Source organism: Ruegeria sp. CDSC051 (assembly GCF_059610665.1).
Genome location: NZ_JBXWOC010000007.1, coordinates 144,549 through 163,724, shown reverse-complemented (window position 1 = coordinate 163,724; position 19,176 = coordinate 144,549). Strand labels below are relative to the sequence as shown.

The following is a 19,176-nucleotide window of genomic DNA, read 5'->3' as shown; positions in this document are numbered from 1 at the left end:
CCTTTTGGCGTCAGTCAAACTCGGGCTCGTCCCGGTGCAAGTCGCGCACGGCAAAGGCTGTATCCTGCGCCTTGCTCAACGTCCACCGGATGCGCGTCGCATACTCCATTGCGCGGCCAGATAGAACGATCTGTTTTGTCGCGCGTGGCTTCAAACGGCCCTTTTCAAGATAAACACTTGGCTCGATTGACAATTTCCCCACACCATCATGGCGGAACACCCAAATCTCACCGCTTTTGAGCGCCATGGACACCGCCGCACCGCCCAAATCTATCGCCGCATCCACGTCCGGATGCAGATGGAACCGTATGTCAAAGCCGATACCAGTCAGGTTCGACGCATCCAGCGCCTTGTCAAATTGCCGCTTGGCCCTGTCACTTGTGGTAAGCAGAATATCTTCGCCGGTCAGCTCCCGCCCGTCAAAGCGCAGCTCGAACGTTCGGGCGTGGGTCAGGCCGAACACTTTGGTATAGCCATCGTGCCCGGCCATGAACCGGGTTCCCTCGAACGCGTCTTCGAACTCGACCGGAACATCCTTTGGCGCGTCGACCAGCCCTTCACGTTCCGTACCAGGAACAGCTGAGGTCAGACGCGCACTTGAAAAGCCGTCAAGACAAAGTGTCGAATGCGACGGCGTGGCGCGCCCGGCCCGACGCCATTCCAGCCCAAAGGTTTCCCCAGACCCACAATTCACAATCAGAGGTCGGCGGCCCGAGGTCAGCTCGAACGCCAAGGTCGACGCATGTGCGTTATATGACGCATCCCCTTTGGGCGGCGAACTGGCGTCAATTATCACACTGGTCCGTGCCGCATAGAGACGGGCAAATCCCATGGACAGGCCGTTCTCGCTCTGCGGTCTGACGCCGCTTTGCGCCAGAGCCTGATCCAGACGACCCTCGACCCCGCGCCCGCCCCCGTGGAAACGGGCCAGTGCACCATCCGAATGACGCAGATTACGCATGGTCGGGGCCATCCGTTTAATCGCATTCGCCTGCGCCCCAGGTGTACCCCGCCCCAAATCGCTAAGTGCTGCCGATGTCCAGGCGAGCAGCGTGAAGACTTCCAGCAGCTCCTCGGGGTTGCGCGTGGAGATACCACCTTTTTGATCTATCTGACTGTCACATTCCCGCGCCAGAGCGCGCAGGGCGGGCTCTGCCATCTGCTCAAGCCCTTCCAAAGCCAAACCAGCCTGCACCAGACCGGCTAGCGCCTCGAACCGGGGCAGGCCAGGCGTCGCAGCATGCCAGCGTTTCGACAGGAACCAGGCCTGCTGAGATAGCGAACTGAAAAAGACCTTGCTTTGTTGCTCATCCACACCGCGCAGCAAAAAGATCGCGTGATTGATCCAACGCATCACTCGCCGGCCTGTCAGATCAGGTGCCCAACCGGGCCCGTGCCCGCGCCCATGTGCTTCGATCCAGCCCCAGACCCAGCGTTGCGCCTTTTCGCGCGCCCGGATGTCGCCAACAGCCGCCAGATCATCCAGCCAGGCAAAACCGTGGCGTTCATCATCGAATCCGGTGCTGGGCGCGGTGACATCCCATAAGCCTGTATCCTGCGCCTCAACCAGATAGCCCGAGAACAGCAGGTTCCCAGCCACCAACTGACGCCCGCGCGCAAATGATCCAACCGTGCGTGGTTCCGGATCGCCCACAAATCCGGTAACGGCCTTGCGCCGCTGACTGAGCCGCGCATAAAGCCGGTTCTGAAACCGCGACCATCGGTTTGCCATGGTGTCCGAATTTGACATGACGCTTGTTACTCTGCCCCTTGCGCTCTGCTGGCGCCTGAGACCCAACGATAGACCGGAGCAATCGTCAAGTCATCGAAAAGCGTGCCTTTAGGTCGATTTCGTCAGACAGGCGATATAGAACCCGTCCATGCCGCCCGTGCCCGGCCAATAGTCAGGCCGCAGACGCAAACCGCCCTCTTCCGTGATCCAGCTGGTTTCGATCCCTGCGACCTGCAAAGCGGCCCGGTCCACCTGCATGTCCGGATACATCTGCAGCGCCTCTTCGACCTGCACCTCGCCCTCATCCGGCAGCAGGGAACAGGTGCAGTATACCAGCCGCCCGCCGGGTTTCAGCAAGGTCCAGGCATGGGCAAGCATCTGCGTTTGCAGCTCGATCAGTGCGCCGAATTCCGACCCGTCCTTGGCAAAGGGCAGATCGGGATGGCGGCGGATCGTGCCGGTGGCGGAACAGGGCGCATCCAGCAGGATGGCGTCATACTGACCCTGGTGTTCCAGCGCGTCAGCCGCGATGACCGTAGCCATCAGGCCCGTCCGCGTCAGGTTCTCGCGGACTCGTTCCAGCCGCGATTCCGAGATATCCAGCGCAGTCACATCGGCCCCCGCAGCCGCCAGCTGCAACGACTTGCCACCGGGCGCAGCGCACAGGTCCAGAATTTTCTCTCCGGCCTTGGGCGCCAGTACACGGGCGGGCAGCGCGGCGGCGGCATCCTGAACCCACCAGTCACCGCGATCATATCCCGGCAGAGCGGACACCTGCCCCGCATCCCGAACCCGCATCGAACCGGTCGGAAGCATCTCACCCGGCGCTGTTGCCCCGGGCTTGACCGAAAGATCCAGCGGCGCGCCCTCGAAATGCGCCAGCTCCATGCCGGTCACGGCCTCGGCACCCCAGGCCATGATCAACGGATCGCGCAGCCACTCGGGTAGGCGCGGCACGCGCATTTTCGGCCAAGCCTCTGGCCCTTCTGCCGCGACCTTGCGCAGAACCGCGTTCACCAACCCCTTAAGCCGCCCATGCTTGCGCGAGCGACCGACAATCTCAACCATGGAATTTACGACGCCATGCGCTGCCTCGCCATGGCACAGCTCAACCGCTCCCAGACGCAGGGCATTATGCACGGTCAGGGCGGGGGTGCGGTTCAGGTGATTGTCCAACAGACGGTCGGCGCGTTCGAGCCCACGCAGCGTTTGCAACGCCAGCCGCTGTGCCCGCGCCCGGTCTTCTGGTGCCAATCGCTCCAGCGCACCTGCAGCCAGACATTCTGACATCAGCCGCCCCTCACCCAAGATCTGATCCAGAAGGTAGATTGCGCTGCGTCGCGCGGCCGTTGCGTTATCGGACATTGAATCGCCTTTGATGTGACCCTCGTCCGCATTGCCAAGGGCGGACGGGGGCGTATATCAAGCCAATGCACTGAAAGGAACCCGATGTCATGAATGACGAGCCCAAAGACCTGCCGCCTGCCGCACAACGCGCGCTGGCCGAGGCGGAGGACCGCCACCGCAAGGCCGAAGCCGACGCAAAAGCGCGACCCAAAGAGCTGGGCGGACGCGACGGCCCCGATCCTGCACGTTATGGCGATTGGGAAAAGAAAGGCATCGCGATAGATTTCTGATCAGTCCCCGCGCAGGGCCTGCAGAAAATCCGCGATGAGCGCCCGTTGCTTATTGGATTTCGCACGCTCTTCGGGCCAGGTCAGCCAATAGCCATCTTTTGCGTTCAATTCGGGCAAATCCAGTCGACGCAACCGCCCCGCTCGCAAGTCCGATTGCGCCAAGGGCATGGATCCCAACACAACGCCCAAACCCTGCCGAGCCGCCGAAATCGCATGTTCCATCGAATCGAAGCTCATTTTCGAGGGCGGCAGGTCGGTCTGAGTGGTGTTTTTCGCCCAATCACGCCAGCCGGGCCTTTCACCGCGCAGATCAATCAAGGGCGCGGACCAATCCACACCCGGCGCGGCCATCGGCACCAGCACTTCGGCGGCAATCAGTTCGGAATCTCGCCCGGGCCACGCCCCACGCCCATAGCGGATTTGAAGCCAAGTCCTTTCTTCATCCAGCGAAGACCGTCGCGCCACAGAATCTGTCAGCACCCGAACTTTGGGGCGCAGGTCGTGAAAACGTGCAAGAGCGGGTATGACGAGGGCCTTAATATGGGAAGACAGGCCAGCCACCCGCAATTCGCGCGGGGATTTTCCGAAAAGGTCTTCGGTATTGCGCTCGAGCGCTTGCAAGCTGTCCTGAACCAGCGGTAGATAGCTTTCGCCCTCGACGGTCAGCGATACACCGCGCGCCTCGCGCACAAACAGCGTGCGGCCCAACCAGGCCTCAAGGTTGCCGATGCGCTGACTGACGGCAGCCTGTGTTAGCCCAAACTCGCGCGCCGCTGCCGAGAATCCACCCAACCGCCCCGCCGCTTCGAATACGCGCAACCAGTCTAGCGGGGGCAAGCCGATCTTCTTTTTATCCATAAGTTTTTCCAGGCCTCAGCAGCAACAAGGATTAATTGTCGTAATGCCATAGGGGGCGTATATCCTCAAGCAAAGCCCGCGCGAACAGGAGAAACCCCATGCTGCGCTCTGCCACCCATACTCCGTCAATCGTCACCGTGGAATTCGATACAGGCCCAAGTGCCCGCTTTCACGCCATCTGGCTACGCGACAACGCGCTTGATCCTGACACACGGGCACCGGGCAACGGACAGCGCCTGATCACCATTGGCGATATCCCCGCCGATACCATGGTCAGCGCTGCCTCAGTGGCCAACGGCGACCTCACTGTCACATTTCAACCCGAAAACAAGACTGTCACTTTCCCCGCCGATTGGCTGGCTGCGCATAGCTATGACCAAGAGGACAGCCGCACCTTTGGCCGCACCGCGCCCGGGATCACCACCTGGGAGCAAGGGCTCGACGCGCCCAGCGCCGACTGGAGCGACGTCCACGCCAACCCCGCAGCCAAGCGCGGCTGGCTGGCAATGGTCGCCGAATACGGGTTTGCCAAACTGACCAGTGGCCCGACCGAACCGGAATCCCTGTTGAAGGTGGCTGATCTGTTCGGATACGTCCGTCAGACCAACTATGGCCCCTATTTCGAGGTTCGAACCGAGGTGAACCCGACCAACCTGGCCTTTACAGGGCTTGGCCTGCAGGCGCACACGGACAACCCTTATCGCGACCCGGTACCGACATTGCAGATCCTGTACTGCCTGGAGAACAGCGCCGAGGGTGGAGATTCCATTGTTGTGGACGGGTTCCGGGCGGCGGAGAAACTGCGCGATCAGAACCCCGATGGATTTGCCCTGTTGGCAGGTTTCCCGGCCCGGTTCGAATACAAGGGCTCGGACGGGGTCTGCCTGCGGTCGCGCCGCCCAATGATTGAGCTATCGCCCGATGGCGAGTTGATCGGTATCCGCTTTAACAACCGCTCGTCGGCTCCGTTTGTGGACATCCCTTTCGACCTGATGGAGGCCTATTACGCCGCCTATCGCCAGTTGGGTGAGATAATCGACGATCCGGCCATGGGCGTGTCGTTCAAGCTGGAGCCGGGCGAAAGCTTCATCGTTGACAACACCCGCGTCCTGCACGCGCGTCTGGGCTATTCCGGCGCCGGGTCGCGGTGGTTGCAAGGCTGCTATGCCGACAAGGACGGCTTACTGTCAACGCTGGCGGCGATGGAACTGGCGACACTGGAGGCGGCGGAATGAAACCTGATTTCTCGACCCTGACCCCCGACAATATCGTGGCCTTCATCGGGGATATCTTTGACCGCCGCGGCGGCGAGGAATATCTGGGCGAACCCGTCACCATGGCAGAACACATGCTGCAGGGCGCGACCATTGCCGAACAGAACGGCATGCCCGAAGAGATCATCGTAGGGGCATTGCTGCATGATATCGGTCATTTCACATCCGAATTCGGCACGTACCACCCTGACGACACCGAAGACCGCCATCACGAAGATGCAGGCGCCGAGGTGCTGGAACAGTTCTTCCCGTCAGTTATCACCGATTGCTGCCGCTATCACGTGGCGGCCAAACGGTATCTTTGCGCTACCAAGCCCGAATATTTCAACCGCCTGTCCACGGCTTCGGTTCATACACTGGAACTGCAAGGCGGGCCGATGAGTGCCAGAGAAGTTGCCGAATTCGAGCAGAACCCGAACCTGAAAGAGATCATTCAGGTGCGTTATCTGGACGAAGCAGGTAAACGTGCAGACATGGAAACCCCCGATTTCAACCATTTTGCGCCGATGGTGCAGCGAATGGTCGAAAAATATCAGGAGCTCACATGAACGCCCCAGAATACATTTTTGAGGCCAACACCAAACCCTCCCTGCCTTGGCACGAGGTCCCCTTGATCCGTGCTACAGACAAGTCGGTCAAGGACTATGGCTGTCTGGTCGACGACCCCGAAGAATTCGAAATTGAAATCGTCCGTTGGCCGCAACAGGGTTGGCGGTCCATCGACGAAGGTACCGGTGATGAGGCCGGTTGGGTCGAAGGCACATTTCATGGTGAGTGGAAAGGGGACGTCCTTTACGGTGAGAACGAAGCGGTCAACGGCCACTATGTCCTCGGCTGGTCCACTGATCCGCAACAGGCCAACGCCAACCGGCAAACTGCTCCGCGTGATCAAGTTCTGCTTTGGCACATGAACTATCACCCCGATGGCGGACAGATGTTCTGGCCGATCGACAACAAGCCTTTCATCATCCCTGCCGCATTGCCGGGCGACAATCTGACACCGGAAAAGGTGGTGGCCTTTTGGTGTGATGGGTCACGCGGGCTGTATATCCATCCTGGCATCTGGCACGAGGGGATATTCCCGGTTGAGGACAATCAGCGTTTTCTTGATCGGCAGGGCAAGGTTCACGCGCGGGTCAGTGCGGATATCGGCAAAGAATTCGGCGTCTATCTCGCCTGCCCTTTGCGCGCAGATAAGATCCGAGAGTTGTAGTCGGTCTGTCGGCTCCCGGGTGGTGTCAAAGCCCCAGAACGTCCACCATGTCATATTGGCCAGGCGCTTTACCCTGCCCCCAAAGTGCGGCTTTCAGGGCGCCGCGCGCGAAAATGGCGCGGTCAGTGGCCAGGTGGCGCAACACGATGCGTTCGCCCGGTGCCGCGAATAGCACGTCATGCTCACCCACGATGTCGCCGCCGCGAATGGCATGGAACCCGATATCGCCCCGTTTGCGCGCGCCGGTCATACCATCGCGGCCCCGATCGGACACCTCAGCCAGATCTACACCACGCCCTTCGGCAGCGGCCTCGCCCAGCATCAGCGCGGTGCCCGAGGGCGCATCGACCTTGTGGTGGTGATGCCCTTCGATCACCTCGATATCGAAATCTTCATCCAACGCGGCAGCGACCTTTTTGGTCAGCTGTACCAGCAGGTTCACACCCAGGCTCATATTTCCCGCCCGCACGATCACCGCATGACGTGAGGCCGGCTCCAAAGCGGCAATCTGCTCGTCACTCATCCCGGTAGTGCCGATCACATGCACACAGCGCGCCTGCGCCGCCAACGCGGCGAATTCCAGCGTCGCCTCGGGTGCGGTGAAATCAATCACGGCCTGCGCCTGGGCAAAGGCCTCCAGCGGATCGTCGGTCACCGTAACGCCCAGCGCTGCACCGCCCATGGCCACGCCCACATCCTGCCCAACCCAATCATGACCCGTGCGCTCGACCACGCCGACCAGGCGGGCCTGATCACTGTCGGTCACGGTCCTGATCAACATCTGACCCATACGGCCCGAAGCCCCTGTGATGACGATCCCCGGAATATGGGTCATTGCGCTGGTCCTTTCGCATTGATTGGCTCAAAGCCTCCTACCCGGTTCGCACCCGCTTGGCAAAGCCCCGCTTTGCGCTTAGATCGGGGATATGGCTAAGAACAAATTCCACGATGGCCCCGGCCCGTCCCAACGACAGCTGCGTGTCGGCGAACTGATCCGCCGCACCCTGTCCGAGGTTCTGGCGCGCGGAGATGTCCACGATCCCGACCTGAATCGCATGTCAATCACCGTGGGTGAGGTGCGCACCTCACCCGATCTGAAGATCGCCACCGCCTTTGTGCTGCCCCTGGGCGGCAAAGGGCAGGAGGATGTAATCGAACTGCTGGCCCGCAACAAACACGAGCTGCGGCGCATGGTTGGTAAAAAGGTCGGGCTAAAATTCTCCCCCGATCTGCGATTCCGGCTGGATGACACATTCGACCGTTTGGATGACACCCGCCGCATGTTCGATCAGGACGCGGTGCGCCGCGATCTCGACGAGTGATCCGGGCATTTGCCACTTTGGGCGCTTTCCTGTGGGCGGCGCAAGCCGGGGCAGTGACATGCGAAAAGGTCACGCATAGTGACAAACGCTACACTGTCTGCGAGGTGGATGCCGCGAATGAGGACATGCGCTTGTTCCTCAATGACGAGAATGGCGACCTGCTAGGGCATTTCTCGGCGGTGAATGAGGCGCTGGAGCCCGTTGGCAAGCGTCTGGCCTTTGCGATGAACGCAGGCATGTATCACGACGACCGCTCTCCCGTTGGCCATTATGTCGAAGACGGGCAGGAGCAGATGCGTGTGATCCCGAACCCCGGTCCCGGAAACTTCGGCCTTCTGCCCAACGGGGTGTTCTGCATCCGCGAGGGCCGCGCCGACGTGTTCGAGACGCTGGACTTTATAGATCAAGCCCCGGATTGCCGCTTTGCCAGCCAATCCGGCCCGATGCTGGTGATCGACGGAGAGCTGCACCCAAGGTTCCTGCCTGATTCGACGTCGGTTTACGTCCGCAATGGCGTGGGCACCAGCGATGATGGCACCCGCGCGGTGTTTGCCATTTCCGAAGATTACGTAACCTTCCACCAATTCGGCAGCCTGTTCCGCGACGTACTGGAAACTCCGAATGCGCTGTTCTTTGATGGCAATATCTCACGTATGTATGACCGGGCGAATAATCGATCCGATGTCGGGTTTTCACTGGGGCCGATTGTTGGTGTGGTCGAAGACACGCCCTGAAATTGACAGGGCCCGACCGATCCGCTAACTCGCGCGCCTCAGCAAAGAACAAGGTGCACAATGGGACGCAAACGCAAGGGTCGCGACATTTCCGGTTGGCTGGTGGTGGACAAGCCCGCGGGCATGACCTCGACCGCCGTGGTCAACAAGGTGCGCTGGGCAATGGACGCAAAGAAGGCGGGCCATGCGGGCACGCTGGACCCCGAGGCCACCGGCGTTCTGGCCGTGGCTTTGGGTGAGGCGACCAAAACCGTTCCCTATATCACCGACGCACTCAAGGCCTATACCTTCACCGTGCGACTGGGTCAGGCCACCAATACCGATGACGCCGAGGGCGAGGTAATCGCAAGCAGCGATGCGCGCCCTTCGGATGATGACATCAAAGAGGCCCTCGCGCCCTTTATTGGTGAAATCATGCAAGTCCCGCCGAAATTCTCGGCGGTGAAGATCGACGGGCAACGTGCCTATAAGCTGGCCCGCGATGGCGAGGATGTGGAACTCGCTGCGCGCCCTCTGTGGGTCGAGGAACTGGTTCTGGTTGATCGCCCAGATGCCGACCACGTCATGCTGGAAATGACCTGCGGCAAGGGTGGTTATGTCCGATCGATCGCGCGTGATCTGGGCGCGGCGCTGGGATGCTACGGCCATGTCCGCGAGCTGCGCCGTATCTGGTCCGGCCCGTTCGAGACCAAAGACGGACTGAGCATTGAACAGATCGACGAGATGGCCAAAACCACCGCGCTGGATGATTACCTGCACCCGCTGGAAACTGGCCTATCGGACCTGCCCGAACTGAAATGCACCCCCGAAGGTGCGACCCGTCTGCGTAACGGCAACCCTGGTATGGTTCTGGCGTCCGATGTGGAATACGGGGATGAGGCCTGGGCCTCGCTGGATGGTCAGGCTGTGGCGGTCGGCATCTATAAATCCGGCGAATTGCATCCCAGCCGGGTGTTCGTCAGGTAATCTGCGTGCTAGTCGAAACCCATGATCACGCGCACACATACCAAGGGCGACGCGCCCTCGACCGCTGTTTATTCAGATTGCGAGAGATACCGCTATAGCCTGACGCGCATCTGGGATCCGGCCGGGCGCAAGGCGCTGTTTGTGATGCTGAATCCCTCCACCGCGACCGAGGTGCAGAACGATCCCACGGTTGAACGCTGCGAACGCCGGGCGCGCGCGCTGGGGTTCGGCGCGTTTCAGGTCACCAATATCTTTGCATGGCGCGATACTGATCCACGCAAGATGCGGGCCGCCGCCGATCCAGTGGGGCCAGAGAATGACATGGCCATTCTGAATGGCGTGGGCTGGGCCGATCACGTCATCGCTGCCTGGGGCACCCATGGCGCGCATTTGGATCGAGGCACCGCCGTCGAAACCCTGCTGCGCGGCACCGGTCAGCCGGTGTACCACCTTGGGCTTACCAAGGACGGCCACCCCAAGCATCCGCTCTATATCGCTTACACCCAAAACCCCGAACCCTGGTGACAAAGGGTTAACCACAAGCTCAGCTAAGCTTTGACCAAAGCCCTGATTGCATGAGACATTTCACCCTCGAAGCAATGCGTTCAAGGAGGTTGTCATGTTTCTGATCGGATTGCTGAGTCTGGCGGCTGTCGGCGGGGCCGCCTATGCCATCGGCGATGTCTTTGACATAGATGAAGATCCTGGTGAGGACGATGTCGTCGACGACCAGCCTCCTGCGGTCGAAACCGGCGAATTCCTTGACGTCGGTGAGAATGTCGAGGAACCCGAAGCGCCCGAGATTTCGACCGGGACGGTGATCTCGGAAATTGAGGGCGACATGATCATCGCGGGTACAGAGGATCTGGACATCCTGACCGGCCAGGACGGCGACGATCAGATCAATGGATATGCGGGGGATGACACGATTTATGGTGGCGAAGGCGATGACACCCTGCATGGGGGAGGAGGCGCTGATACGATCTTTGGCGGCACTGGCCAGGATTTCCTTCACGGAGAGGCGGGCGACGATCAAATCTCGGGCGATGAGGGGGATGATGCACTATACGGGCATTTCGGCGCAGATCACCTGGACGGCGGGATGGGCGAGGATGAGCTGTATGGCGGGCAGGATGACGACATTCTGACCGGCGGTGAGGGCGATGACGCACTGCATGGCGGGTTTGGTGATGACCGGTTGAGCGGTGGCGAAGGCGAGGACGTGCTGTTCGGCGGTGATGGCGACGATATTCTGGACGGTCAGGATGGAGAGCACCCCGACGCGGTGGATTTCCTGAACGGTGGCGCCGGGGATGATACGATCATTGCTGAAAGCGGGGATATCGTAACCGGAGGCGAAGGCGATGATGACATCGCTGTTTCGCCCGAACCGGATGACGACGCCGTAACCGTCATGGATTTTCAGCCCGGTCAAGACAAGCTGCTGATCTCATGGGAAGGTCAGGAAAACCCGGACATCCAGATCGAGACAGACACCGAAGACGAGAACCTGACCCATGTAATTGTCGACGGGCAGAACGTGGTGCAGCTGATCGGGGCAGACGGAATCAGCGCCGATGACATTCAACTGATATCCTCAGGCGATCTGGCGCAGCTCTGCGCGCTGGGCTGAATTTCCAGAATCCCTTTGCCATTGACCGCAAATGCGCCTATACGCGCGCATCCGTGTCGGAATCGATGCGGTTTTCTCCATGGGCCTGCGCTGGACGACATCCCGGCCTGTGCCATCAACCCTAACCTTTTCAAAGGAGACCCCGATGTCGATTACTGCCGCTGAAAAAGATCGCGTCATGAAAGAATTCGCAACCAAGGACGGCGATACCGGTTCGCCAGAAGTCCAGGTTGCCATCCTGACCTCGCGTATCACCACCCTGACCGAGCACTTCAAGACCCACAAGAAAGACAACCACGGTCGCCGTGGTCTTCTGAAGATGGTTGCCCAGCGCCGTAAGCTGCTGGACTATCTGAAAGGCAAAGAAGAAGCACGGTACCAGGACCTGATCAAAAAGCTGGGCATCCGCCGCTAAGCGCGCGCTGCTGTTTTTGATACAGACGCTGAAAAGCCAATAGATCATGATACGCTCGCCATTCGGCGGGCGTATTTGGTTTTGGGGTTCTCTCCGACCTTGAAGCAAAGCCTTTCGCTGCCTTCTCGATGACCGATCACGACAACATCTAGGACGATGGAAACTTTTTTCGCGCCGTGTGATCCACTTCACCGACAAGCTGCTCAAATCGCTGCAGTCTAGGAACTGTAGTGAGTAGGCGCTTATTTTTTTTCGAGCGTTAGGTTTTTCATAGTCCTCCCTTTTCAAGGCGCGCCCACAATGGGCGCGCCCGTTTTTATTGGGAGCCACGGTTCCGCCTGCTTGCACGATAGAATCGCCCCTAAAGACGGCCGCTTTTTTGCCTTCAGGACCGTTGAATTTGCCCGTGATGAACAGGTGTCAAATTGTGACGTTGCGTCGCAGAATCTCAGCGCTGGTTTAGAAAGTTGACGTAAACGTAAGCAACGTCGTGTTTTTTTATCAGAGAGTCAAAAAATGACGCGAAAGGCCAATATCTTCCCCCTTTGCACAGGATCGGTCGGTTCCTAAATGCCGCCTGTCGCTGCGGGTACACACTCACGGCAAACGGTCTTTGAGCCCTCCCACCCTCGTGGTTCGGACTGGCCCGCAGCGACAGTGTCTGACGACTATTTTACTGGAGTTTAACAATGCCTCTAAAATCAGTTTTGAACCGCGTTTTTGCAGCTAATCTTTCCCAGGCTCCTAAATCAGAAAAAAAGTCAACAATGGTCTCTGGCACAGATGGCATCGTAAAAAGAATGTCCGAGGTGGAAACTGCCGCAATCCTCCGCGGCATACTGAAAGAAGAAGAACTGGGGTCTCCCCAACCGCGTAGCAAAGAAGATTCGTTGCAATAGGCCCAGACCCGCTTTGATCCCGGATATATGAAAACCGCTTTCTGCACGATCATAATAGAATGGATCTTCTTCTTTAAGCTGGAGACGGGGCCAATACGGTCCGATCTCACCCGTAATCAGTGGCTCCACCAACATCGTTAGCCACACAAGTCCTCCCCAAATTTTACCTGACTCAGACTGTATTCGGCCACATCTGCACCGATCAGGGCCAAACCCTTATCCAACAGGGTGCATTTGGCGACTGGTCAATCAGGGTTTCAACATGTTATTCACCCAAATGGTTGACTGAAGCAGAATAAGGTTGTAATTCATCCAAATGGTTGAACGAGAGAGTCGATATGACCTCAATGCAATATTGAAGGCCGCGTCCGACCCGACCCGCCGCGCTATTCTGACGATGCTTGCGCAGCAGGGACCATTGCGGGTGACGGACATTGCGCGGCAATTCGATATGAGCCTCAACTCGGTCTCCAAGCACATCAAGGTGCTGGAAAACGCCGAGCTGGTGCAGCGCCGGACCGAATGGCGCGAACATCTGATCGAGGTTCAGATGGCTCCTTTATCAGCCGTTGATTCTTGGTTTGCCGGGTTGCGTTCGATTTGGGCGCTTCGGCTGGACGCCTTGGAAACTGCTTTGGAGGACCCAGAAGATGACGGACCTGTCACTTGAAATAACGCGCGCCATTCCACATCCACCCGAAAAGGTGTTTGATGCCTGGCTCAACCCCGAGATGCTGGCAAAATTCATGCTGCCGGCACCGGGCATGACCGTGCCCGAAGCGCATTCCGACGCCAAGGTCGGCGGCCGGTTCAAAATCATCATGCGCGCGCCCGAGTCTGGCGATTTGCCGCATGAGGGCGAATACAAGATCATCGACCGCCCCAACCGGCTGCAATTCACCTGGAATTCGCCCTACAGCCAAGACGATTCCACGGTCACACTGGATTTCACACCCACCGAAAAGGGTACCGAGCTGCGGCTGCACCACATCCGCTTTCCCTCGCAGGAAAGCCGGGACAATCACGAGGGCGGCTGGTCCGCTATCCTTGCGGCGCTGGAGACGGCACTATGATCAACTGGCTGGCCCTCGGTGCAGGGGTGGTCGCTGCCTTTTTGTTGGGCTGGCTGGTCTACGGCCCTATGGGCTTTCAGAAACGCTGGGCCGAGGGCACCCGCATCGACCCGACGCCGCCCGAAACCCCGCCACTGGGCGCGATGGCCACACAGATCGTGTTCCTGATCCTGCTGGCTGCGGTAATCGCGGTGACCGAGACCACCAATAGCCTGGGCGTCGCCCTGCTTGCGATCCTTGCGGTGGCGGCGCAGACAGCCTCGGTCGGGACATGGGCGCAAAAAAGCGGCTTCGCCATTGCGGTCGACACCGGCTATGCGCTGGGCTGTGGTATCGTCATGATCCTGGCCCACGCGATCCTGTAGGATCGCAGCGCATGCCCGATCCTCGATGGATCGGGCATGCGCCCTTTATACCCTTACTCTTCCTCGGAACTCCTGCCTTTCCAAAGCCCCCAAACTGCTGTATGGGCGGTCCATCTGAGACGTTGTGCTCTGACTCCGGCACTCGAATGGAAGATAAAGTGGGGTCGGCGGCAATGGGGCCGCCACGCAAACGGGAGACCCGCAGGGGCGGGAGTGCTCCCTTCTAGGATACGCAAATGTTTGATGTAACAAAGAAATCAATTCAGTGGGGCGAAGAGACGCTGACACTGGAAACCGGCAAGGTTGCCCGTCAGGCGGACGGCAGTGTGATTGCCACGCTGGGCGAGACCAGCGTGATGGCAAACGTGACCTTTGCGCGGAAGCAAAAACCCGGTCAGGACTTTTTCCCGCTGACCGTCCACTACCAAGAGAAATATTATGCCGCCGGTAAAGTTCCGGGTGGCTTTTTCAAGCGCGAGGCGCGCCCGACTGAAAAAGAGACGCTGACCGCGCGTCTGATCGACCGGCCGATCCGCCCGCTGTTTGTTGACGGCTTCAAAAACGAAGTTCTGGTGATGTGCACCGTCCTCAGCCACGATCTGGTCAACGACCCCGACATGGTTGCGATGATCGCAGCCTCTGCCGCGCTGACCATTTCCGGCGCACCGTTCAGAGGCCCGATTGCTGGGTGCCGCGTTGGTTTCGAGGATGGCGAATACATTCTGAACCCGACTGTGGACGACATGCAGGACCTGCGCCTGAACCCTGAACAGCGTCTGGATCTGGTTGTTGCCGGCACCAAAGACGCCGTGATGATGGTTGAATCGGAAGCCTACGAACTGTCCGAGGCCGAGATGCTGGGTGCGGTCAAATTCGCACACGAGCAGATTCAGCCGGTGATCGACCTGATCATCTCGTTGGCCGAAGACGCGGCAAAAGAGCCGTTTGATTTCCAAGCGCCCGATTATTCTGAGCTTTCCGCTGCCGTTAAGGCCGCAGGTGAAGAGCAGATGCGCGCAGCCTTCGCGATCACCGACAAGCAAGAGCGCACTGCCGCTGTTTCCGCTGCCCGCGACGCAATCAAGGAAGCCCTGACCGAGGAACAGCTGGAAGACGCGAACCTTGGCTCGGCGATGAAAAAGCTGGAAGCAGGCATCCTGCGCGGCGACGTCGTCAAAGGCGGCAAGCGGATCGACGGTCGTTCGACCACCGATATCCGTTCGATCGTTGCAGAAACCTCGATGCTGCCGCGGACACACGGCTCGGCCCTGTTCACCCGTGGTGAAACACAGGCGCTGGCCGTAACCACGCTGGGCACCGGTGATGATGAGCAGTTCATCGACGCCCTGCACGGCAACTTCAAATCGAACTTCCTGCTGCATTACAACTTCCCTCCTTATTCGGTTGGTGAAGCGGGTCGCGTGGGCCCTCCGGGACGTCGTGAGATTGGTCACGGCAAACTGGCATGGCGCGCGTTGCAGGCGGTTCTGCCTGCGGCAACCGACTTCCCCTACACGATCCGCATCGTGTCCGAGATCACCGAATCCAACGGATCAAGCTCGATGGCTTCTGTTTGCGGCGGTTCGCTGTCGATGATGGATGCGGGCGTTCCGCTGAAAGCACCGGTTGCCGGTGTTGCCATGGGTCTGATCCTGGAAGATGACGGCGATTACGCGATCCTGTCGGACATTCTGGGTGACGAAGACCACCTGGGCGACATGGACTTCAAGGTTGCGGGTACCGAAAACGGCATCACCTCTCTGCAGATGGACATCAAGGTTGCGGGCATCACGCCCGAGATCATGGAGAAAGCCCTGGCGCAAGCCAAGGACGGCCGGATGCACATCCTGGGCGAGATGGGCAAAGCCCTGTCCGAGACCAATGATTTCTCGGTCCACGCACCGCGCATCGAAACCATGAACATCCCGACCGACAAGATCCGTGAAGTGATCGGTTCCGGCGGCAAGGTCATCCGCGAAATCGTCGAAGTTTCGGGTGCCAAGGTCGACATCAACGACGATGGCGTGATCAAGATCGCCTCGCCCGATGGTGAATCGATCAAGAAGGCATACGAGATGATCCATTCGATCGTTGCCGAACCCGAAGAAGGCCAGATCTACACCGGTAAAGTGGTCAAGATCGTCGACTTCGGCGCCTTCGTGAACTTCTTTGGCAAGCGCGACGGTCTGGTCCATGTGTCCCAGATCGAAAACCGTCGCCTGAACCATCCGTCGGATGTTCTGAAGGAAGGCCAGGAAGTGAAGGTCAAGCTGCTGGGCTTTGACGATCGCGGCAAGGTGCGCCTGTCGATGAAAATCGTCGATCAGGAAACCGGCGAAGAGATCGCACCTGAGAAGAAAGAAAAGAAAGAGGAAGGCGCAGAATAATCTGCTCGCCCCTTTGATTTCTCGAAAGACCCCGGCTTTGTCCGGGGTCTTTTTTTTTGTTCAGTCAGCATAAACCTTGGGCCAATTCCGCCCAATTCAACCGAAATCCAATCGCACCACCGGCCAGGCGAACCCACGTCTCCTACATCGACGCAACAAATCTAGGAGATGCGAAATGGAGACTTTCAAAATGCTGACTCTGACCGGACTGATCGCGACCGCCCCGGTGCTGGCTTTTGCCAACGTGACAGTCGGGGACAAGCTGGGCACCACCGAGACCGATATCCGCACCACTCTCGAGGCGCAGGGATACCAGATCAAAGAGATCGAATTCGAAGATGGCGAGATCGAGGTTGAACTCGTCAAGGATGGCGTGGAAACTGAACTGGTCCTGAACAAGACCGATGGCGTTGTCACCGCGATCGAGCTTGAAGATGACGACGACTGACCAGAAAACTTTAAAGGAGCGCTATGAAGATTTCACAGACGTCTTTACTTTGGCTCCTTCTGGTGGTGCAGGCTGTCTGCGCCACCTTTTTCCTGACCGATGCGGCGCTTGACTGGTTTGGTGGCGAAACTGCCGGGTTCCGGCATCTGCACGAGTTCGAGCTGTTCCTGTCCCTGGCTCTGATTGGTGGTCTGATTGCAACAATCACGCTGATCCGGGCGCAAGGCCTGCGCGTACAGGACATGCAGCGTCAATTGGGCGTGGCGCAGGGCGCGTTTTCGCAGGTCATCGAAAATCAATTCACGCAGTGGCAGCTCAGCAATGCGGAACGCGATGTCGCAATCTTGTCTATCAAAGGTCTGTCGATCGCAGAAATCGCCGAGCTGAGACAGACGAAAGAAGGGACTATCAAGGCACAAAGCGCTGCGATTTACCGCAAGGCGGGTGTCTCGGGACGGCTTCAACTGCTCAGCTTTTTTGTCGAAGAGCTTTTGTCCGAACCCCTAGTCAACACGTCCTCATCGTCAGAACCCGCCGACCAGAGCCAGGCTTAATCCACGGTTGCTCTTTCCCCGCCTGACGCGGTGTTCTATGCACGGGGCATGCGATCCTTTGTCATCCATATGTCCTCGAGCACCGCGCGCCGTCCCAATGCTGATCAGCTCTGCGCGGCCCTGCCCAATGCTGAACTGTTTGAGGCCGTAAATGGCCGCGACCCTGACCAGATTTCCGGTGTCGAACTGCATTCCGGAAATCTGCACCGCCCGCATTACCCATTCCCCTTGCGACCCGCAGAAATCGGCGTGTTCGAAAGCCATCGACGCATCTGGCGCAAGCTGGTCGAGGACGATATCGACCTGGCCATCATCACCGAGGATGACCTGCGCATAGATCGGGCGCGAATGGAACAGGCGCTTGGGTTGCTGGCCTCAATCGCCACCCCCGATCACTATATCCGCATCCCCGTAAAACAGCGCGAAGTACCGGCAGAGGTCTTGGCAGAACAAGATGGCCTGCGGCTGATCCTACCCAAGGTGATCGGCCTGCAATGCGTATGTCAGATGGTGGGGAAAAACGCCGCCGAACGCCTTTTGGCGACCACCGACCAAATCGACCGCCCTGTCGATACCTTCTTGCAGATGCACTGGCTGACAGACCAGCCGGTTCACGCCTTGCAAGGCAGCGGAAATCAGGAAGTGGCACAGGAAATCGGCGGCTCGACCATTCAGACAAAACCGCCCCTGTCAGACAAATTAACCCGAGAGTTCAAGCGCGCAGCCTACCGCGCCAAGCTGCACCTGCACCCGCAGCGCCCGCCTGCTTCATCTGGCTGAAAATACCTTCCGGGGGGAATCGCGCCGCGAGGCGCGATGGGGGGCAGACAGCCCCCCTGACCTTGGCCGTCTTACGACGGCGCCTTGGTCTTGCGCAGATAGGGGAAGATGGTCTCGAACTCGCCAAACTTTGCTTTGGCGTCGTCGTTTGAGACAGCAGGCGGAATGATTACGTCTTCGCCAGGCACCCAGTTCGCCGGGGTAGCCACGCCTTTCGACGACATCTGCAACCCGTCCAGTGCACGCAAAATCTCGGCAAAGTTACGTCCCACAGTCATAGGATAGGTCATCGACAGCTTCAGTTGCTTGTCCGGCCCGATGATAAAGACCGACCGCACGGTCGCGCTGTCGGCCGGGGTACGCCCGTCCGGCAAATAGGCCTCGGCGGGCAGCATGTCGAAGGCCTTTGAAACGGCCAGTCCATCATCGGCAATGATTGGAAAACCGGGATGCGCGTTGCCATAGGCCTCGATATCCTTTTTCCACTTCTTGTGGTCTTCGACGCCGTCAACCGAAACGCCCAGGACCTTGGTGTTGCGCGCGGCCCACTCATCGCTTAGCTGCGCGACGGCCGAAAACTCGGTGGTGCAGACAGGAGTGAAATCCTTTGGGTGCGAGAACAGAATGGCCCAGCTATCCCCAATCCAGTCGTGGAACTGAATGGTGCCCTGATCCGTTTCTGCAGTGAAATTGGGGACTGTGTCGTTGATGCGCAAACCCATGAAGCATCTCCTTTGCTAATTACAAAACCGAGTTGGTTGTTCAGAACCTAATCACTTTGCGCCGATGTTAAACAGTCAGCAAGTCACTTTAGCCCTAGGCCAGACCTCAAAATCTCATTTGATCAAATCGCGCTTGCCGGTTTCCTGAAGGCCTGACACAGTGG

Annotated in this window: 23 protein-coding genes; 18 read left to right on the top strand and 5 right to left on the bottom strand. The window is 58.9% G+C overall.

Features of this window, described 5'->3' with window-relative positions:
• Positions 1-10: 10 nt before the first annotated feature.
• Both AC2FH0_RS16505 and AC2FH0_RS16500 read right to left on the bottom strand, forming a co-directional pair.
• Positions 11-1,750, bottom strand: a complete 1,740-nt coding sequence (locus AC2FH0_RS16505) for a heparinase II/III family protein (protein WP_496693042.1) — start codon at positions 1,748-1,750, stop codon at positions 11-13.
• A gap of 90 nt (positions 1,751-1,840) precedes the next feature.
• A complete protein-coding gene (locus AC2FH0_RS16500) occupies positions 1,841-3,097 on the bottom strand; it encodes an RsmB/NOP family class I SAM-dependent RNA methyltransferase (protein WP_496789855.1) in 1,257 nt (418 codons plus the stop codon).
• A gap of 89 nt (positions 3,098-3,186) precedes the next feature.
• Here AC2FH0_RS16500 and AC2FH0_RS16495 point away from each other — a divergent pair, with 89 nt between their 5' ends.
• Positions 3,187-3,369: a DUF1674 domain-containing protein gene (locus tag AC2FH0_RS16495; RefSeq protein ID WP_496787002.1), complete on the top strand. Its 183-nt coding sequence runs from the start codon at positions 3,187-3,189 to the stop codon at positions 3,367-3,369.
• On the opposite strand, the gene AC2FH0_RS16490 is transcribed toward AC2FH0_RS16495, so the two are convergent.
• Positions 3,370-4,227: a LysR family transcriptional regulator gene (locus AC2FH0_RS16490; RefSeq protein WP_496787001.1), complete on the bottom strand. Its 858-nt coding sequence runs from the start codon at positions 4,225-4,227 to the stop codon at positions 3,370-3,372.
• Positions 4,228-4,325: 98 nt separating this feature from the next.
• On the opposite strand from AC2FH0_RS16490, the gene tmpA reads away from it, so the two are divergent.
• From tmpA to AC2FH0_RS16475, 3 genes are read left to right on the top strand one after another with little or no spacing between them, the layout of a single operon-like run.
• Entirely contained in the window at positions 4,326-5,462 is a 1,137-nt protein-coding gene (gene tmpA, locus AC2FH0_RS16485; protein ID WP_282022384.1) for a 2-trimethylaminoethylphosphonate dioxygenase, read from the top strand.
• Positions 5,459-6,049, top strand: a complete 591-nt coding sequence (gene tmpB / locus AC2FH0_RS16480; RefSeq protein WP_142640030.1) for a (R)-1-hydroxy-2-trimethylaminoethylphosphonate oxygenase — start codon at positions 5,459-5,461, stop codon at positions 6,047-6,049. Before tmpA ends, tmpB begins: the two co-directional genes overlap by 4 nt.
• Positions 6,046-6,714, top strand: coding sequence for an ureidoglycolate lyase (locus tag AC2FH0_RS16475; RefSeq protein ID WP_496789853.1), 669 nt, complete (start codon positions 6,046-6,048; stop codon positions 6,712-6,714). Before tmpB ends, AC2FH0_RS16475 begins: the two co-directional genes overlap by 4 nt.
• Positions 6,715-6,739: 25 nt before the next feature.
• On the opposite strand, the gene dapB is transcribed toward AC2FH0_RS16475, so the two are convergent.
• Positions 6,740-7,549: a 4-hydroxy-tetrahydrodipicolinate reductase gene (gene dapB / locus AC2FH0_RS16470; protein ID WP_142640026.1), complete on the bottom strand. Its 810-nt coding sequence runs from the start codon at positions 7,547-7,549 to the stop codon at positions 6,740-6,742.
• A 91-nt stretch (positions 7,550-7,640) separates the two neighbouring features.
• On the opposite strand from dapB, the gene rbfA reads away from it, so the two are divergent.
• The 14 genes from rbfA (at position 7,641) to AC2FH0_RS16400 (ending at position 18,290) form a co-directional block, all read left to right on the top strand.
• Positions 7,641-8,036, top strand: coding sequence for a 30S ribosome-binding factor RbfA (gene rbfA / locus AC2FH0_RS16465; RefSeq protein WP_142640024.1), 396 nt, complete (start codon positions 7,641-7,643; stop codon positions 8,034-8,036).
• Positions 8,033-8,770 (top strand): phosphodiester glycosidase family protein, encoded by a 738-nt coding sequence (locus tag AC2FH0_RS16460; RefSeq protein WP_496789851.1) that lies wholly within the window; start codon positions 8,033-8,035, stop codon positions 8,768-8,770. The genes rbfA and AC2FH0_RS16460 overlap by 4 nt, the downstream gene beginning before the upstream one ends.
• 60 nt (positions 8,771-8,830) lie before the next feature.
• Complete coding sequence (gene truB / locus AC2FH0_RS16455; protein ID WP_496789850.1) at positions 8,831-9,736, top strand: tRNA pseudouridine(55) synthase TruB; 906 nt, start codon at positions 8,831-8,833, stop codon at positions 9,734-9,736.
• Between the two features lie 21 nt (positions 9,737-9,757).
• Positions 9,758-10,261, top strand: coding sequence for a DUF1643 domain-containing protein (locus tag AC2FH0_RS16450; RefSeq protein ID WP_496707055.1), 504 nt, complete (start codon positions 9,758-9,760; stop codon positions 10,259-10,261).
• Positions 10,262-10,355: 94 nt separating this feature from the next.
• Complete coding sequence (locus AC2FH0_RS16445; protein ID WP_496789848.1) at positions 10,356-11,369, top strand: calcium-binding protein; 1,014 nt, start codon at positions 10,356-10,358, stop codon at positions 11,367-11,369.
• 145 nt (positions 11,370-11,514) lie between these two features.
• A complete protein-coding gene (gene rpsO / locus AC2FH0_RS16440; RefSeq protein ID WP_142640015.1) occupies positions 11,515-11,784 on the top strand; it encodes a 30S ribosomal protein S15 in 270 nt (89 codons plus the stop codon).
• A gap of 689 nt (positions 11,785-12,473) precedes the next feature.
• Positions 12,474-12,683 (top strand): hypothetical protein, encoded by a 210-nt coding sequence (locus tag AC2FH0_RS16435; RefSeq protein ID WP_142640013.1) that lies wholly within the window; start codon positions 12,474-12,476, stop codon positions 12,681-12,683.
• A gap of 316 nt (positions 12,684-12,999) precedes the next feature.
• Entirely contained in the window at positions 13,000-13,353 is a 354-nt protein-coding gene (locus tag AC2FH0_RS16430; RefSeq protein ID WP_142640011.1) for an ArsR/SmtB family transcription factor, read from the top strand.
• A complete protein-coding gene (locus tag AC2FH0_RS16425; protein ID WP_496789846.1) occupies positions 13,334-13,756 on the top strand; it encodes an SRPBCC family protein in 423 nt (140 codons plus the stop codon). Before AC2FH0_RS16430 ends, AC2FH0_RS16425 begins: the two co-directional genes overlap by 20 nt.
• The gene (locus tag AC2FH0_RS16420; RefSeq protein WP_142640007.1) at positions 13,753-14,121 is read left to right on the top strand and encodes a DUF1761 family protein; all 369 of its coding nucleotides are present in this window, start codon (positions 13,753-13,755) and stop codon (positions 14,119-14,121) included. The genes AC2FH0_RS16425 and AC2FH0_RS16420 overlap by 4 nt, the downstream gene beginning before the upstream one ends.
• A 236-nt stretch (positions 14,122-14,357) precedes the next feature.
• A complete protein-coding gene (gene pnp / locus AC2FH0_RS16415; protein ID WP_281973783.1) occupies positions 14,358-16,508 on the top strand; it encodes a polyribonucleotide nucleotidyltransferase in 2,151 nt (716 codons plus the stop codon).
• A gap of 175 nt (positions 16,509-16,683) precedes the next feature.
• Positions 16,684-16,956, top strand: coding sequence for a PepSY domain-containing protein (locus AC2FH0_RS16410; protein ID WP_496789844.1), 273 nt, complete (start codon positions 16,684-16,686; stop codon positions 16,954-16,956).
• Between the two features lie 23 nt (positions 16,957-16,979).
• Positions 16,980-17,510, top strand: a complete 531-nt coding sequence (locus AC2FH0_RS16405; RefSeq protein ID WP_282027883.1) for a helix-turn-helix transcriptional regulator — start codon at positions 16,980-16,982, stop codon at positions 17,508-17,510.
• Between the two features lie 48 nt (positions 17,511-17,558).
• Positions 17,559-18,290, top strand: a complete 732-nt coding sequence (locus AC2FH0_RS16400; protein ID WP_282027884.1) for a glycosyltransferase family 25 protein — start codon at positions 17,559-17,561, stop codon at positions 18,288-18,290.
• A 71-nt stretch (positions 18,291-18,361) separates the two neighbouring features.
• Here the strand turns inward: AC2FH0_RS16400 and AC2FH0_RS16395 are convergent, their stop codons facing one another.
• The gene (locus AC2FH0_RS16395) at positions 18,362-19,012 is read right to left on the bottom strand and encodes a peroxiredoxin (protein WP_142639998.1); all 651 of its coding nucleotides are present in this window, start codon (positions 19,010-19,012) and stop codon (positions 18,362-18,364) included.
• Positions 19,013-19,176 lie beyond the last annotated feature (164 nt).

Excerpts from the sequence above, each read along its gene's own strand:
- AC2FH0_RS16505 (WP_496693042.1), bottom strand. The coding sequence starts at position 1,750 with ATGTCAAATTCGGACACCATGGCAAACCGATGGTCGCGGTTTCAGAAC.
- AC2FH0_RS16500 (WP_496789855.1), bottom strand. The coding sequence starts at position 3,097 with ATGTCCGATAACGCAACGGCCGCGCGACGCAGCGCAATCTACCTTCTG.
- AC2FH0_RS16495 (WP_496787002.1), top strand. The coding sequence starts at position 3,187 with ATGAATGACGAGCCCAAAGACCTGCCGCCTGCCGCACAACGCGCGCTG.
- AC2FH0_RS16490 (WP_496787001.1), bottom strand. The coding sequence starts at position 4,227 with ATGGATAAAAAGAAGATCGGCTTGCCCCCGCTAGACTGGTTGCGCGTA.
- tmpA (WP_282022384.1), top strand. The coding sequence starts at position 4,326 with ATGCTGCGCTCTGCCACCCATACTCCGTCAATCGTCACCGTGGAATTC.
- tmpB (WP_142640030.1), top strand. The coding sequence starts at position 5,459 with ATGAAACCTGATTTCTCGACCCTGACCCCCGACAATATCGTGGCCTTC.
- AC2FH0_RS16475 (WP_496789853.1), top strand. The coding sequence starts at position 6,046 with ATGAACGCCCCAGAATACATTTTTGAGGCCAACACCAAACCCTCCCTG.
- dapB (WP_142640026.1), bottom strand. The coding sequence starts at position 7,549 with ATGACCCATATTCCGGGGATCGTCATCACAGGGGCTTCGGGCCGTATG.
- rbfA (WP_142640024.1), top strand. The coding sequence starts at position 7,641 with ATGGCTAAGAACAAATTCCACGATGGCCCCGGCCCGTCCCAACGACAG.
- truB (WP_496789850.1), top strand. The coding sequence starts at position 8,831 with ATGGGACGCAAACGCAAGGGTCGCGACATTTCCGGTTGGCTGGTGGTG.
- AC2FH0_RS16450 (WP_496707055.1), top strand. The coding sequence starts at position 9,758 with ATGATCACGCGCACACATACCAAGGGCGACGCGCCCTCGACCGCTGTT.
- AC2FH0_RS16445 (WP_496789848.1), top strand. The coding sequence starts at position 10,356 with ATGTTTCTGATCGGATTGCTGAGTCTGGCGGCTGTCGGCGGGGCCGCC.
- rpsO (WP_142640015.1), top strand. The coding sequence starts at position 11,515 with ATGTCGATTACTGCCGCTGAAAAAGATCGCGTCATGAAAGAATTCGCA.
- AC2FH0_RS16435 (WP_142640013.1), top strand. The coding sequence starts at position 12,474 with ATGCCTCTAAAATCAGTTTTGAACCGCGTTTTTGCAGCTAATCTTTCC.
- AC2FH0_RS16430 (WP_142640011.1), top strand. The coding sequence starts at position 13,000 with ATGGTTGAACGAGAGAGTCGATATGACCTCAATGCAATATTGAAGGCC.
- AC2FH0_RS16425 (WP_496789846.1), top strand. The coding sequence starts at position 13,334 with ATGACGGACCTGTCACTTGAAATAACGCGCGCCATTCCACATCCACCC.
- AC2FH0_RS16420 (WP_142640007.1), top strand. The coding sequence starts at position 13,753 with ATGATCAACTGGCTGGCCCTCGGTGCAGGGGTGGTCGCTGCCTTTTTG.
- pnp (WP_281973783.1), top strand. The coding sequence starts at position 14,358 with ATGTTTGATGTAACAAAGAAATCAATTCAGTGGGGCGAAGAGACGCTG.
- AC2FH0_RS16410 (WP_496789844.1), top strand. The coding sequence starts at position 16,684 with ATGGAGACTTTCAAAATGCTGACTCTGACCGGACTGATCGCGACCGCC.
- AC2FH0_RS16405 (WP_282027883.1), top strand. The coding sequence starts at position 16,980 with ATGAAGATTTCACAGACGTCTTTACTTTGGCTCCTTCTGGTGGTGCAG.
- AC2FH0_RS16400 (WP_282027884.1), top strand. The coding sequence starts at position 17,559 with ATGCGATCCTTTGTCATCCATATGTCCTCGAGCACCGCGCGCCGTCCC.
- AC2FH0_RS16395 (WP_142639998.1), bottom strand. The coding sequence starts at position 19,012 with ATGGGTTTGCGCATCAACGACACAGTCCCCAATTTCACTGCAGAAACG.